The sequence below is a fragment of the Scytonema sp. PCC 10023 genome (assembly GCF_963920835.1).
Classification (GTDB): Bacteria; Cyanobacteriota; Cyanobacteriia; order Cyanobacteriales; family Nostocaceae; genus Kalymmatonema.
The window spans coordinates 22954-37329 of the sequence record NZ_CAWUDP010000094.1 but is presented as its reverse complement, the minus strand read 5'-3'; the positions used below and the strand labels follow the sequence as shown (position 1 = coordinate 37329).

Annotated in this window: 13 protein-coding genes; all 13 read right to left on the bottom strand. The window is 41.9% G+C overall.

Translation table 11 applies throughout. From position 1 onward, the window contains the following. Positions 1 to 350 precede the first annotated feature (350 nt). The 13 genes from ACM0OZ_RS37795 to ACM0OZ_RS37735 all read right to left on the bottom strand — a co-directional run bounded on the left by ACM0OZ_RS37795 (position 351) and on the right by ACM0OZ_RS37735 (position 14310). The gene (locus tag ACM0OZ_RS37795; protein WP_414587978.1) at positions 351 to 1430 is read right to left on the bottom strand and encodes a 2-oxoglutarate and iron-dependent oxygenase domain-containing protein; all 1080 of its coding nucleotides are present in this window, start codon (positions 1428 to 1430) and stop codon (positions 351 to 353) included. 12 nt (positions 1431 to 1442) lie between these two features. Further along, complete coding sequence (locus tag ACM0OZ_RS37790) at positions 1443 to 1754, bottom strand: hypothetical protein (RefSeq protein ID WP_414587977.1); 312 nt, start codon at positions 1752 to 1754, stop codon at positions 1443 to 1445. A gap of 219 nt (positions 1755 to 1973) precedes the next feature. After that, on the bottom strand, positions 1974 to 2342 hold the full coding sequence (locus tag ACM0OZ_RS37785) for a response regulator transcription factor (RefSeq protein ID WP_414587976.1): 369 nt from the start codon (positions 2340 to 2342) through the stop codon (positions 1974 to 1976). A 429-nt stretch (positions 2343 to 2771) separates the two neighbouring features. After that, positions 2772 to 4103, bottom strand: a complete 1332-nt coding sequence (locus ACM0OZ_RS37780; RefSeq protein WP_414587975.1) for an RNA-guided endonuclease InsQ/TnpB family protein — start codon at positions 4101 to 4103, stop codon at positions 2772 to 2774. A gap of 443 nt (positions 4104 to 4546) precedes the next feature. Continuing rightward, entirely contained in the window at positions 4547 to 5761 is a 1215-nt protein-coding gene (locus ACM0OZ_RS37775) for a cytochrome P450 (protein WP_414587974.1), read from the bottom strand. 8 nt (positions 5762 to 5769) lie between these two features. Next, positions 5770 to 6462 carry a hypothetical protein gene (locus ACM0OZ_RS37770; RefSeq protein WP_414587973.1) on the bottom strand — a complete coding sequence of 231 codons (693 nt, stop codon included), beginning with the start codon at positions 6460 to 6462 and terminating at the stop codon, positions 5770 to 5772. Positions 6463 to 6767: 305 nt separating this feature from the next. Continuing rightward, entirely contained in the window at positions 6768 to 7508 is a 741-nt protein-coding gene (locus ACM0OZ_RS37765; RefSeq protein WP_414587972.1) for an iron-containing redox enzyme family protein, read from the bottom strand. A gap of 805 nt (positions 7509 to 8313) precedes the next feature. Then, on the bottom strand, positions 8314 to 8685 hold the full coding sequence (locus tag ACM0OZ_RS37760; protein WP_414587970.1) for a DMT family transporter: 372 nt from the start codon (positions 8683 to 8685) through the stop codon (positions 8314 to 8316). A gap of 188 nt (positions 8686 to 8873) precedes the next feature. Further along, positions 8874 to 9785: a peptide chain release factor N(5)-glutamine methyltransferase gene (gene prmC / locus ACM0OZ_RS37755; protein ID WP_414587969.1), complete on the bottom strand. Its 912-nt coding sequence runs from the start codon at positions 9783 to 9785 to the stop codon at positions 8874 to 8876. A 62-nt stretch (positions 9786 to 9847) separates the two neighbouring features. Then, positions 9848 to 10786 (bottom strand): fatty acid desaturase family protein, encoded by a 939-nt coding sequence (locus ACM0OZ_RS37750; RefSeq protein ID WP_414587968.1) that lies wholly within the window; start codon positions 10784 to 10786, stop codon positions 9848 to 9850. A 143-nt stretch (positions 10787 to 10929) separates the two neighbouring features. Beyond that, positions 10930 to 11784 (bottom strand): hypothetical protein, encoded by an 855-nt coding sequence (locus ACM0OZ_RS37745; protein ID WP_414587967.1) that lies wholly within the window; start codon positions 11782 to 11784, stop codon positions 10930 to 10932. 755 nt (positions 11785 to 12539) lie between these two features. Next, complete coding sequence (locus tag ACM0OZ_RS37740; protein WP_414587966.1) at positions 12540 to 13193, bottom strand: response regulator; 654 nt, start codon at positions 13191 to 13193, stop codon at positions 12540 to 12542. Between the two features lie 58 nt (positions 13194 to 13251). Further along, positions 13252 to 14310, bottom strand: coding sequence for an RRXRR domain-containing protein (locus ACM0OZ_RS37735; RefSeq protein ID WP_414587965.1), 1059 nt, complete (start codon positions 14308 to 14310; stop codon positions 13252 to 13254). Positions 14311 to 14376 lie beyond the last annotated feature (66 nt).

Sequence of the window (14376 nt, the reverse complement as noted above, 5' to 3'; positions counted from 1 at the left end):
CACGTCCGGTTTTGAGGGGGGAAGGGGACAGCAATGTCCCTGACCTACCCGACATGCTCTTGATGCTCATCTAGCCACAGCCCATATGGAGGAAGTAGACGCTAAACTTGACGGTTTGCTTGCTGCTGAACCTGATATCCGCCGCTACAGTCTTATAAGTTCGTAGCGTTATAATTCGTAGTTGCGCTGTCTGCGCTAAACACGCAAACGTTGCACAATAGGAATGTCGATCCACCAATGGCATTTCCACTCTTCCTTTGCCAATTGCGAGTGCGATCGCCGCTTTTACCTTTTATCGATCGCCCTTTTTCGGTTTGATCCAACTTTTTCGCGTTGCTCCCGTTTGGTTATTATCTTTGCAATGCGTATGCGTTTTTCACTGTGGTCAAACGATGAAGGGTCTTGTTTTCTAAACTAGCCAAAGTTGACAAGCGGTCTTCATTGATAATACGGCGTGTGGTTATTCTGTCTGGATAACACCTCATGAACATATTTGTAAAGTGCGTTCCGTAGTGGATATGCTCATCGCTTGACGGATCAAACAGCGGACGGACACAAGCATCGAAATTGGGCTCATGGAAGTACGCTAGCGCAAATCGCTCCCTCGTGTTTAGCCTGACTTTATGGGGCGTTGAGAGCAGGTAGCCATTAGTCAGGAACTGCAGAATATCGCCAGGGAACACGGTCAGTACACTTGGCACAGGCTTCACAAAGGTCCAAGGATCATCGTTTTCATACATACCTGCCATGCTTTCGGTCGATAACCAATTTCTGTTTCTCTTTTCCCCTTCGACCGGTGGACGTATATAGAGACCACCCACGTTATCCTGGGCTGCGATGACCAATAGCCCGTAGTCGGTATGTGCGCCGATCCCCCTCGCCGATTTTTGAGATAGCGTCGGAAATCGCAATACGCGCATATGATGCCAACCATCCCTGGTCAATTTCGTTAAAGCGTTAATATCATCTAGCCCCAACCCTAGAGCCGTCAACTTCAGCAATTTCTCGCCGATTAAGCCGAGCTCGTCCATGAATACTTTCATACTTTGGTGGTACTCTTCATCAGGCCAAGGCATTGGTCCATGACATGGCCATTGCGCTTGTACACAGGCATCATTGAGTGGAGTATCTTTGCAAATAGTGTATATCTCGGAATAATCGGACTCCCCAGCGGTAACTTCCTCTCCAGAAGCAATATAGCCACCGTAGTTAAGATCACTAATGCATTGGGATTTGAACTTCATAGGCATACGAAAGAACCGTCGGCTCGCTTCAAATGCACTCTCGGTTTTTCGATTCTGTATTGTGTTTGTCGCAACCTGAAATATTCCGTCGGTTCTCCATGCTTGAATTATCTCGCGTGCTGTATCGATATCGGATTGTGTTCCTGTGATGGATTTGGGCAGGTAGAACGTTTGCAAATCAGCCATTTCAACTTCCTTTCACTGGTAGTGGTATAGCCCGGATTTCTGACAAGTCTCGCGCTTACATCGCCAGAAGCGTAATTTAGCTTGGGTTTTAGCCTGAGCAAATAGGGTTCTGAAAAATGGCAGACTGTTTTCTGGGGGCGATCGCCGAAGGCGGGCACTCCGTGCCATCGCGCCTTGCGCGGGTCCTGGGACCATCGTCCGTATATGCCCAGAGGGTTTTCCTCTAGCAAACCCTCTCTTCAAATCTTCGATTTGAGGCAACCAAACGGAGCTTGGTTGCGGCATAGGACGCGCTTTGCGATGGTATGTATTTTCGTCACTCAAAGGAAATCATTTTTACTTGCTGACAGACAAAGTCTCCTCTGAGGACAGTGATAAAAAATGCTATCTAGTGACTATTTTGACTGCTTTAATTCTGCGTACTTGCATTTAGTAATGTCGTAACTAGCTAAGTACAACATTTCGCAAGTTCATGAGGAATTAACCAGCCGCTAGTCTCAAGCTCTGGGCAAAAAAAACGCTACGAATTTATGAAATTCTGCACTAAGCAAATAAAGAGTCTATCAAGGGCAGCAAAGATGAAGAAAATTCCGACTTAGTAACAAAGCCATCTGCACCTACAACCTTAGCTGCAGCGCGCTCTTCGTTACTATCGTTCAACGTTAAAATGATGACGTATGGTGCATTTGGCTGCGCTTTTATAAGGCGTGTTGCTTCCAGACCATTGATTTCAGGCATTGCTAAATCCATTAGTACCAAATCAGGGCACAATAGAGGAATTAGCTCCAGCGCTTCTGTTGCGGACAGAACAGACCCGACAACCTCCAGCCGCTTATCCATTGCTAAAAAGCGGGTTGCGGATTTGAGAAAAGTAAGGCTATCGTCTACAAGAAGAATGCGCAGAGGTGGCATCAGTTTATGAGTGTGTTTCCAAAGGGGAAACCACTGTCAGAGTGTAAATTGCTTGAATGCAAAACTTGTAACTAAAGGCAGTTATGCCTTCTGCTTAACTTTGAGGAAAGCCTGTACTTTCTGCACTCAATCTAATACCTAAATTACGCTAAATCAGTTGAGAACCCAATCAGGAAAACCCTGAGTTGTGAGGAGAAAAGTCCTGAGTCTCGCTCAAGGTCTGCACTGTTCAACTCAGGACTAGTATTATTTAAGTATCACGCAGCACCAATCCTATACGAAGGGTGTAACGTACTAAACCTGCTCTCGCTAAATAAAGGAGTTTTGGTTTAATACAGAGTGACTTAATCACATCAAATTTTCTTGGTGCAAGATGTGACCTTCGCTCCTAGTAGCGATCGCCCGGAGCGAAGACGAAGGCATAATGAACTACCCACAGTTGGCTTCGCCTGAACTGTGGGTTTCTACATCCCTCAGTTCGTTTTTGGGTGAGCTACCTGTAGATTTTTGACACTTCACACGTCCCAGTTGCTTCATACTTCCAGTTTTTTTGCTGGGGCATGAAGTAGCGCTGGCAACATCAGCGTCTACGAGGCTTGTTCCAAACCCCGGTAGAGTTCCTTTTGACCAGTAGAGCATCACTTCGGCAGCAGCGATATCCCTATCCTGTACATACCCGCAGACACCGCACTCATGGATGCGTACGTCCAGAGTCTTCTTATGCTGGCGTCCGCATTTAGGACAGGTTTGACTTGGTTTTACCTTCTTGGTTGGGACTTCTACAAATACACCACCAATTTGTTCAACTTTATATTTGATGGTACTTCGTAGCATTCCAAAACCGACATCAAGGATTGACTTGTTCAACCCTGCTTTCTGCTTTTTCCGCTTACCCTTGTTTGCTTTACGGGTCATCTTGGTGACTTCTAGCTTTTCGGTTGCAACGAAGCTATTACCGCTTACTATTTCTGCTGCAACTTGATGTACCCAATCCTGTCTCTGGTTCGCAACCTTACGAATAAGCTTGCTAACTTTGAACTGGGCTTTTTTCCATCTTCTAGAAGCTTTAACTTTTTTCTTCCTATTTGGTGCTTGTTTGCGTCTCTTCTCCTTAGACGCCTGCTTTATCTTGCGTTCAGCATTTCGTAAGAATTTGGGAGCACAAGAGTGTTGATGACTCACCCCATCTGTTATGGACAATGCTGACTTACAGCCTAAGTCAATACCAATAGCACCAACTGGTAAAACTTGAGGTTTAAGTACTTGATCTAATACATCAACCGTTATAGATGCGTACCACTTCCCGTTACGATAAACGATAGTGCAAGTGGTTGGAGTCCCCCAGCATTTAGCTTTACCACGCATTTGAATACGCCCAATTTTAGACAAGTTCAAGTACCCGTTTTCACCATTAGACTCAACAGAATAACCAGTTTTAGCTGGATAAGTCCACCCTGAGTAATGGCGAATAGACTTAAACTTTGGGCGCTTTCCTAATCCCTTGAACCATCGTTCAAATGCAAAATCAACACGTTTCAATGTTGCTTGCAAAGCTTGAGAGTTTATTTCTTTGTACTCTGTCCAAACTTCTTTGAATGCTGGTAAAGAATTCTGTTGCTCGATATAGGTAACAGAATGCTTGAACTTTTCATACTGTGTAAATCGGTTGTATACAGCAGCATTGAACAACTCTTTATGAAGCTTGCGATGATACCTCAAAGACTGCTCTATTCGCTTTGTTGGGTATAACCGAAACGTCATTCGCCTTGTTGCCACTGCTTGAAATACCTCTTTTTTTATCGCTATACTTATATTAAAAGAAATAACGACATAATAACGACAATGAAAAAGAAATATTTCAACCTAAGACTGTCAGACCGGAGACTTAATATACTTAGAGAATATGCAGTCCTCACGGATAAAACAATGACTGCGGTAATAGAAGATTATATAGATTCGCTTCCCAACGCAAAAACTGTCAACTCATCAGTCATCCCCCTCCCTCTCAATCCTACGGATTGAATCAGTCGGGGATGTCTTCTTCATTGACCGCTGTCCATCCCCACCCTACTTCGTGGAGGGTGGGGACTTCCGCGATACCGTTAAATTACGCTCATAAGTCCCCATTTACATCTTGCCATCTTTGTCAATGTGTAAGTTCTATTTTTTACCTATCTTTTAAACTCATATCAGCGATAATTTAATCAAGAAAATGCAATAGGTAATTTTTTTAAACCTCGCATTGCTAAATTAGGTATCCACTCAAGTTTGGAGGAATTTAGATGTATATTTGGGAAGCTTTGGACAAGAGAGTTAATGGCGACTTTGGTTTCCAAGCGAGTTAGAACTGCACCAAGACAAAAGTGGATACCTAATCCCAATCCTAAATGACGGTTGTCTTGCCGAGAAATGTCTAGTTTACTTGGCTGGTGAAAACGTTCTGGGTCGTGGTTGCCTGCGTGTAACAGACAATAAATCTTTTGTCCGGCTTGAATATTTTGTCCATTGATTTGCGTATCTAATTTAGCTCGACGAACGACGCTAAAAGCAGGCCCACAATACCGAAATACTTCTTCAACTGCGCTGTCGATTAAGGCTGGATTGTCTTTGAGTTTGTTTAACTCGGCAGGGTTTTGTAATAGTGCAAGTATACCATTAGCAATTAAGTGTGTTGTAGTTTCGTAAGCACCAGCCATCATGACAATACACATGGTAGCAACTTCTTGAGTACTAAGTTGAGCCGAACAATAGGAAGCGTTGGCTAATTGATTGATTAAACTATCACTCTTAGAACTACGATGTTCTTCCACTAGCATATGAAAGTATGTAATACATTTTACCAAGTTTTGGTAAGTTGCATTAATCGCCTCATCGCTAGCATTGTCGGCTCCAAGTAGAGTAAATATACTACTACTCCAATCTTTTAGTTCTGCAATATGCGTTCGCGATATGCCAAACATCTTTGCCGTCACTAGCGCAGGGAGGGGAACCGCAAAATCTTGAATTAGTTCCATTTCTCCCTTAGCACTAACGTTTTTAATCAGTTCCCAAGTCAAATCTTCAATGCAAAGCTTATAACTTTCCATCAGTGAGGAAGTGAACACTCCAGACACAATATTGCGTAGAAATGTGTGCCTGGGAGGGTCAGAAAAAACCATCCAACTGGCAAAAAAGTTATTGCAAAAATTTAGTTTCTCCCGCAGCCCAGGCGACCCTCCCCTAGCAATTTGACCATTTCTATCCACCGAAAAATTCGCATCTCGAATCGTGGTTGAAATATCCTGATAACGTGTTAATACCCAAGACTCTAGACGAGTACACCAATAAACAGGATGATTTAAGCGCATCTCATCTAAAGTAGGTTCTGGTTGTGCGTAGAAATCAGGGCTAAATAAATCGTATATTTGCACAAGTGACATACGTAAGTTTAACCCATACTTGCTTCTTTACCTTCAGCACTTCCGTTCCCGCGACGCGCCCTTTTTAATGACTTTGTAGAACGCAAGATTTCAATTCTTGGAGGAATAACTATATATCTAGAACCACAATACTTAGCTTTAAAATTCTTCATCCAACCGTGATGGCTGAGTACACCTTTTGCATCAAAGCCAACAACAGATACACCGCTACGGTCGTAGCTTCCTGATAAGAGAAAACACCAATAGGTTTGGTCGGGAAATTCATAAAAATAATATTTAAAAGTTGCTGCGAATGCAAGATATCTTCTCAAATCCATGCCATGAAGACCTTCATCTTCATAGACTCGCTTGCTGAAAAGCCCAGTTTCGTTAATTAATTCCGGTGTTTTACTATTAGAGGCGATAAACCATTGGTCTTCTGAAACCATCGTATTTCTAATCATGGTTTCATTCTCGAAATTTACATTAGCTTTAATGCCAAACCTATCACAAAGTTGCTGCATCGTCAGCTTTGCAGGTAAATAAATCAACAATTCATTTGTTTTTGATAATTCGCCTATCTCTTCTTCTGTAAAAGGACATTCAGAAATAGCAATATCTCCATAAAGACTTTTTACATAAGAGGCTAACTCTTGTTTTTGATTAGATGGCGATTGCTTGAGTTCGGAATCTAATAATACAGTTGATGATGTATGCAGCATTTTTCTCACAAAAACTAATGTTTAATTGTTGTCAATTCTTTCTAACAAGACCATTCAAATTGCAAGCCGAAATTCAACCAAATACACAAGGCTGAACGAGAGAAAACCAATCGAAAAGACATTGTACTTTTTGTGAAGTATCAAAGTTTTGAGATAAAAGTATTTGATTGGCTTTATTTCTATCTAAGTAAGTAAGTCGGTGAGAAAAAACCAAACTATGTTACGAAAGGTTAACTAAGCTAAAAACCTCTTCCCTCCTGCCTCCTGCCTTATCCCCACTACAAATATTTACGCCGTTCTACTTACTATGGCATTTGAAGCTCAAGCTGTGGACGATAAGAAAACACCGCATCAGAAAGCTGCTGCCACATATCAATCTGATGTTTACCTATAAAAGCAAAAGCTTCTATCACCTTTTCCGGGTTGGTTTTCCAGACGTTATCAAGCATATGCGTGGTTGCCTCATAGTGTTCAACATCTCGGTGAACAGCAAAGAAGACCAGCCCCCAACCTTCAATACCAAAACTCTGAACGAGATCATAAAGGTTGGTGTAGTCAGGATTGTCCAACTTTTCATAAGCAGAAAAGGCAGCAAGGAGCGAGTCAGGATCGTGTGCCGCCAGCCAACGCAAATGACCGCGATTATACTCGTGCATAAAGGGCAAATGGGTTGTTTCGTTGACTACCTCATCCGTTAGGTCAATACCCAGAGCGTTGGCAAATTCGTAATAAAGCACTTCATGAGATTTCCCTTGATTTCCACCATATTCTTCTACGGTATTTTCAAGGATGAGCTGCTTCATTTCATAGGTGCCGTGATTAGCAACAAACCAGAAGAAGTCATTGGTATGACCCCTAGCATGGTAGAACGCCTTCGCAAAAAACACCTGTTGCTCATAGGAAAGTTTTTTGGTCAACTCAGGCTTAAACAAGTCAATATGCTTAACCGCTTCTGTATAGTCTTGCAGCCACCCCATCACAAACTCGTTCAGGCTATTTTGACCGACGTGAAGCTGTTCTTTTGAAGATTGCAAAGAATAAGCCATTTTACCCCTCCTGTGTGGAAAAATATAACAACTACTAATTGAGCTTGAATATCGTTAAAAAACAGACAACATCTCAAGCCATTTGTCACAACTGCTGTGTGACTAATACCAATTCGCAATTCGCAATTAAGAAACTTAGATTTAGCAGGACTTTCGTGATTCGCATCTGTTGCCAAATTTTAGTGAATTGGTATAACCCCTCTTTTGTTGGTAGTAACAAAAGAGGGCTTGTGTTGCAGGCAGAACAGACCCGACAACCTCCACCCGCTTATCCATTGCTAAAAAGCGGGTTGCGGATTTGAGAAAAGCAAGGCTGTCGTCTACTAGAAGAATGTGCAGAGGTGGCATCAGTTTATTAGTATGTTTCCAACCGGTAAACCACTATCAGAGTGTAAATTGCTTGAATGCAAAACTTACAACTAAAGGCAGTTTATGCCTTCTGCTTGACTTTGAGGAAAGTCTGTACTTTCTGCACTCAATCTAATACCTAAATTACGCTAAATCAGTTGAGAACCCAATCAGGAAAACCCTGAGTTCTGAGGAGAAAAGTCCTGAGTCTCGCTCTTGGTCCGCACTGTTCAACTCAGGACTAGTATTATTTAAGTATCAGGCAGCACCAATCCTATACGAAGGCCGTAACGTACTAGACCTGTCTAGCTTGAAAATGGGTGTAAGGGTATAAGGGTGTAAAGGGTGTAGGGGTATAGAATAAAAAACCTCTTTCATCTTTGGTGGGTGAAACTTGTTTCATAGGGACTGCCCTCTACTTCGTTAAAAGGGGGGGCTTGTATCCCATTATTTTTGGTCATCTACTAGTTAAATTTAAACTAATAACTCCTGCAATAATTAATACCATTGAAATAATTTTAGTTAGAGAAATAGATTCTCTAAAGTATAAGATACCAACCATTGATATGATCATTGTTCCCACACCTGACCAAACAGCATAAGCGACACCAATATCTAATTTTTTTAATGCAATGGTTACAGAAATTAAACTCATAGCATAAAAGACAAATATTAAAATGCTGGGCAGAGGTTTCGTAAAGCCTGCTGAAAATTTCATGAATGTGGTTCCAGAAACCTCAAACATAATACCTAAAACAAGATATAACCAACTCAACAATGTTTTTCCCTTTTTACTTATACGTTTTCGCAACATTTTTTCTAATCGCATTAAATCAATTGAAAGATAATTAATAAACTAAGCATTGCAAATCAACTTCTACCAATTGCTATAACCTCTGTCACAAATGAATCCTTTGTAAGGGTGTACGATTGTCGCCCTTACAAAGCTTTTCAATGAAAGTAAATCAGTGATACGATCTACTAACATTGAGTGTTTGTTATTAGAAATGCTTCGACTTAAATCCGGCTTGCATTAGCCAATCGATTACGCCCTGCGTAATCTATATGAATTTGAATATCTTGATAATCTCCTTGAGTTTGGAGGAGTTGAGTAACTACCTCGGCTTGACCTACCATCATTTCCAGTAACCATACTCCACCAGAAATAAGGTAATCAGGTGCAAACTTAATCAGATGACGAACATGTTCTAGACCGTCTACTCCGCCACCATATACCGCAAATTGGGGTTCGTAAGCCACTTCAGGTTGCATTTTTTGAGCACAAGAAGTGGGAACATAAGGAGGATTGGCAATCATTCCACTAAACTTACCCTTAAGGTGTGCTAATGGTTCAAACCAAGAACCTTGATAAAAATTAATTCGATCTGCCACTCCGTAATATTTTGCATTCGCTTTTGCTACATTCAAAGCAGCTGCATCGCAATCAACGGCATGAATAATAATATCAGGGAAAGCATCAGCAAGTGCTATGGCAATTGCCCCACTACCTGTACCCAAATCTGCCCAGTGTCCTTGAGTCAAATTTAGTGAGGAGTTTTTAACAGCTGCAATTGCCATATCAATTAACCCCTCGGTTTCAGGGCGTGGAATCAGCACATCTGGAGAAACTAATAGAGAAAAATTTCTCCACTTAGCTAGTCCAATTAAGTATTCTACAGGTACGCGATCGTTCAGCCTTTTGTTCCAAAGACTAGATATGTCTGACATGGAAGATGAAAGCAAAATTTCGTCTTGGGTTTTGAAAGTTTCTGATTGCAAAGCCAGATGTTCAAGACCTGTAATATTTTCTAGTAACCAATCAAGTTCACCAACAGGAACATCAGCCGCAAGTGCTTCTTGCTTTGCTTGGTTACGCCACTGCCACAGGTCTATTCCCGAAATTTTTTGGACTTTAACTTCAGACACCATAAGTCAACCTCAAAAGATAATCAAAGATAAAAATGTTTCTAATTCAGCAAACTGTTCAAGTTTTAGTTATTCTCTAATGACATTTTTTTACCAAAAAGCTTTTCAAAGAACTTCTTATAAAATGACCAATAAGAAGATTCTAAATTCTCTATTTTGCCAACAATTGTACTATGGTAATTTCTTAATTCATTAATGGGTAGTGCTGGATTCAAGTGATGCTCAACGTGATAATTATTACCATTTACATACCATGTTAAAAATTTAGATGCCTGAATTGTACGAGTGTTGTGAAAAGGATTTGTTGTTTGATTATCGCAGCCAAAATGTTCTGGTAATTCAATCAACGCATGTATTGGCCCTGTAAATATAATTAAAGGTATTAGCCAAGTATCGAGTAAAATTGTTGTCTGCCATAAAATTGAGAGAACAAGCATGATAATTATCAAACATGCTATTAGACAATATTCATTACGAATACGGTGTGCAATTTTAGGCGATACATCCTCCCTTAATTTACCAACCAAAGCTGCACAAATATTTTCAACAACTCCAGAGTAATGCCCCAGCATAGAAAGATGAAGGATAAATCCTGAAATTGATGTTAGTTTCTCATAATTGTAATTGAAGGTTTCTTTGTCTTCAGGTGTTCCCAATGCCGAATGATGATGACCATGTAGGGCTTTATAAAGGGAAAAAGAAACTAACATGGGAAGACCTAAAAGTGTTCCTACCCAACGATTGACACGCTCATTGAAAAAATTTACATGATGAGTGAGTTCATGTTCAAGTTCAATACTGTGTGCAAACATCATGCCTAACAACAATTGAGGCAATAATTTGACTGGATATGGAATTATCACAACTGCAATGATAAATCCAATACTTAAAACGATTAAAATTGACAGTTTCCGAAGAAAAGAGCCCAGAATTTCGTATTTTTTGTTTGGCGTAGTTTTGACAATTAGCTCCTTGTCACCAAAAGCTAACTTAGTTTCTGGCATGATTATTTACCTCTAATATGGTCTAATTAGTTCACAAAAATTCTTACAATCTGTTTCAGAACAGAGTTTGAAAGCAAGTATTAGAAGTAGTTATATGTCAACTCTAATGACTTGAGCTATTTCGAGATTTTCAACTATTACAACTAAACTGCTAAAGCTGTTTCTAAACTGCGTAGTTCTTGCTGAACTTGTTGAAAAAATTTGGTCTGGATATAAGCAAATTCCGCAAAACCTTGTCCTGCCCATTCTATGATTTGCTGTTCTGATACGTTGGAATAGCGCACAACATAATTAAGAGCAGCAAAAGCTTCGGCAGAGTGTTTTACTTCAACTCCCTTAGTATCAGAAGTTCCATGAATCACAATCCAATACCAAGGGCTAACTGTTCCTTGTTGAAAACTGACTTTACTATTTCGGATAAAACGACCAAAACTGTTATTCCGATGTTGAGAAAAAAGTACATTATTAATAATTCCAAACTCGTTATCTCCTACAGTTTCTGTAGCAACATGAAATCCAATGGCGCTGACAAGACTTTCAAGGCTATCAGATTCAGCTTTGTAAGCTGTTTTGACATAGGAGATGATGTCTGAAAGCCAAGTTTCTGACTGATAAATTGTATTGATTTCTGCTTGAGATAAATTTGCATATTCAGCTAATTTGTCTAGCAAAGCATAAGATAGCGTGCCATGAGAAACGCCAGTTCTTGGATCTGTGAATTCTTCGATAGATGCTGCAAGTACTTTTGCCGCAACATCCATTGAACGTCCGGCGTGCATTGGAACTGAACAGGTTGGATCTTGCAAAAGATGACTGGAACTGATTGTTCCGGCTAGGGTTGGTACCGATGAACTGAAGGTTCTACCATAGCAGACATATCTTTGCATAAAAAGATAAAGTGCTCTTGGTGTTTTCGCCGCCTCTACGCAAGCTGCTTTCATTACATCATTAATTGCGTCAATATCAAGCCAAGGTTGAAAATTTTCTAATGTAATCATTTTTTCATTAGTAAAGCTATGGTTATCCTAGAATGGAAAATTTCAACAGAAATTTTCAGGTAAAAACCCTATTCTGCATATTTCAAAAGCTAGCTCTGATCATTTCAGGCATGGCTAAATCGATTAGTACCAAATCAGGGCACAATAGAGGAACCAGCTCCAGCGCTTCTGTTGCGGGCACAACAGACCCGACAACCTCCAGCCGCTTATCAATTGCTAAAAAACGGGTTGCGGATTTGAGAAAAGCAAGGCGCTGTCGTCTACAAGAAGAATGCGCAGAGATGGCATCAGTTTATTAGTGTGTTTCCAACCGGGAAACCACTGTCAGAGTGTAAATTGCTTGAATGCAAAACTTGCAACTCAAGGCAGTTATGCCTTCTGCTTGACTTTGAGGAAAGTCTGTACTTTCTGCACTCAATCTAATACCTAAATTACGCTAAATCAGTTGAGAACCCAATCAGGAAAACCCTGAGTTGTGAGGAGAAAAGTCCTGAGTCTCGCTCAAGGTTCGCACTGTTCAACTCAGGACTAGTACCGCAAGGCGGAAGTCAAAAGTGAAGGTAACAAGTCAAAAGTATTATGGAATGAGGTTTTTAGGGATTTTAAATGGTGAACCAGCGCTGCAGGAGGTGAGACCAGTGCTGCAGGAGGGTTTCCCGACCTAGGCAACTGGCTCTCCCGTTGGGGTTTCCCGACCTAGGCGACTGGTGAACCCGAAGGGTTGCCCTATTTACGCCGCGTTGTACTAGTATTATTTAAGTATCAGGCAGCACCAATCCTATACGAAGGGCGTAACGTACTAGACCTGCAACATCATGAATGCCCAGCCGTTTCATCAGTTGCATACGGTGGGTTTCGACTGTTTTAACACTGATATACAATACCTCAGCAATCTCTTTTGTTGTCCGCCCTTCCGCAATCAATTGCAAAATTTCTCGCTGGCGCGATGTCAATTGTTCAACACAACTAGACTCATCACCTACCCGCCGCAAGTAATCTCCAATCACATGCTTTGAAACCTCTGGGCTGAGATAGGTTTCACCTTGAGAAATCGCCCTGAGTGCCAGTTCTAGTTCACTAATAGCAGCGTCCTTAAGCACATAACCCATTGCCCCTCTACGCAATGACTGCAACACGTATTCTTCATTCGCGTACATAGAGAGAATCATCACCCGCACGTTGGGACACTCCTTGACCACACGGGAGGTTGCTTCTAAGCCATTCATCTTGGGCATCGCAATATCCATCAATACCACATCCGGCTGATGGACTTCTATCAAGTGCAGTGCTTCATGACCATCTCCTGCTTCTGCAACCACTTCTATTCCCTCAATATTTTGCAGCAATGCACGCAATCCTGCGCGCACTAAAGTATGGTTGTCTGCCAGTAAAACACGAATCTGTTTCATCGAAAATTTGGGTCTGAAACCCCGTCCTGAGCGCGAAGCGGAGGACGGCTTTACAAATCTAGTAAGTTACAATTAACCCGTTTGAACGGCGAATCAATTGGATTTTGCTAGATGCTATCTGTCCTAACCGTTTCCAGTTAGCATCGCTGACAGATATTTGTTTTTCGGTATCACCACTGACATAGCCGATACCGTTGGGAGATTTAACTACATCACCCTTCCTGAACCCGTGGCGGGTAACAGTGCCACCATACTTGCGCCTAACCCCACCCTTAGCAAAAACCATCAGATGAAGTTGACGCCGTGAGACGGTCGGACGACGAATCACAGCAAAGGGCGCGGGTTGTACCGTCACGCTACCCTTCCAACCCATTGAATGAGTCGAAGTGATGCCATATTGAATGAATGCGGCACAAGCTAAAGCTACGCCGTCTACCGCGTGAGTCGCGGGTATTGCGTCCCCTTTAGAGTGCTTTTGCTTGTGCAAACCTAGTTGCTGTCGGATTTGTGCGGTCTGCCAACCCTCGATCTGCTGCACTTCGGCGTAATCGGCAAAGTTTTTTAGCTGCCACTTCTGCCCAACCATGACAGGACTAAACGCCTTGTCACCATGCGCCTTGATAATTTCGTACACGATGGTAGTAATCGGGTAAATTAGAGACAGTTCGTCAAGAACTCGTAACTCTAGCTCACGATTGGCACGAATACTAGGCGGGATCTTGCATTGACGGCGGTTGTCAAATCTTGCTTGTCTGTGAGCGCGTTTATTGAATACAACCTTACGGTTAATCCTCCGTCCCCTGCGACTGCGCCGCATCATAGCGCGTTGCTCCATCCGTTTTTTGACTGTTTCAAACGCTAACTGAAGATGAGCTAGCCACAGAGTAAACCTGGCAGACTGAACACCAACACCGCTATAGAGTTTACCTGGGTCGATACCGACCGCAATCGCTTGGGTATCTGTCGTTCTAGGACACTTGACCAATTGAATTTGGAAGATCCCAAGGTCGTTATAGACAACTTTTGCCTTTCCTTGCTTGAGCCAACGACGCGCTCTACTGGGCTTTGTTGGCATCAATGGCTTACCTGATGGCGACAATACTGGAACTCGTTGCATGGAGATAATCCTTACGAGTAAAGTTAATAGTCCCCTCGCCCACCTAATCCAGGATGTCTTGGCTTG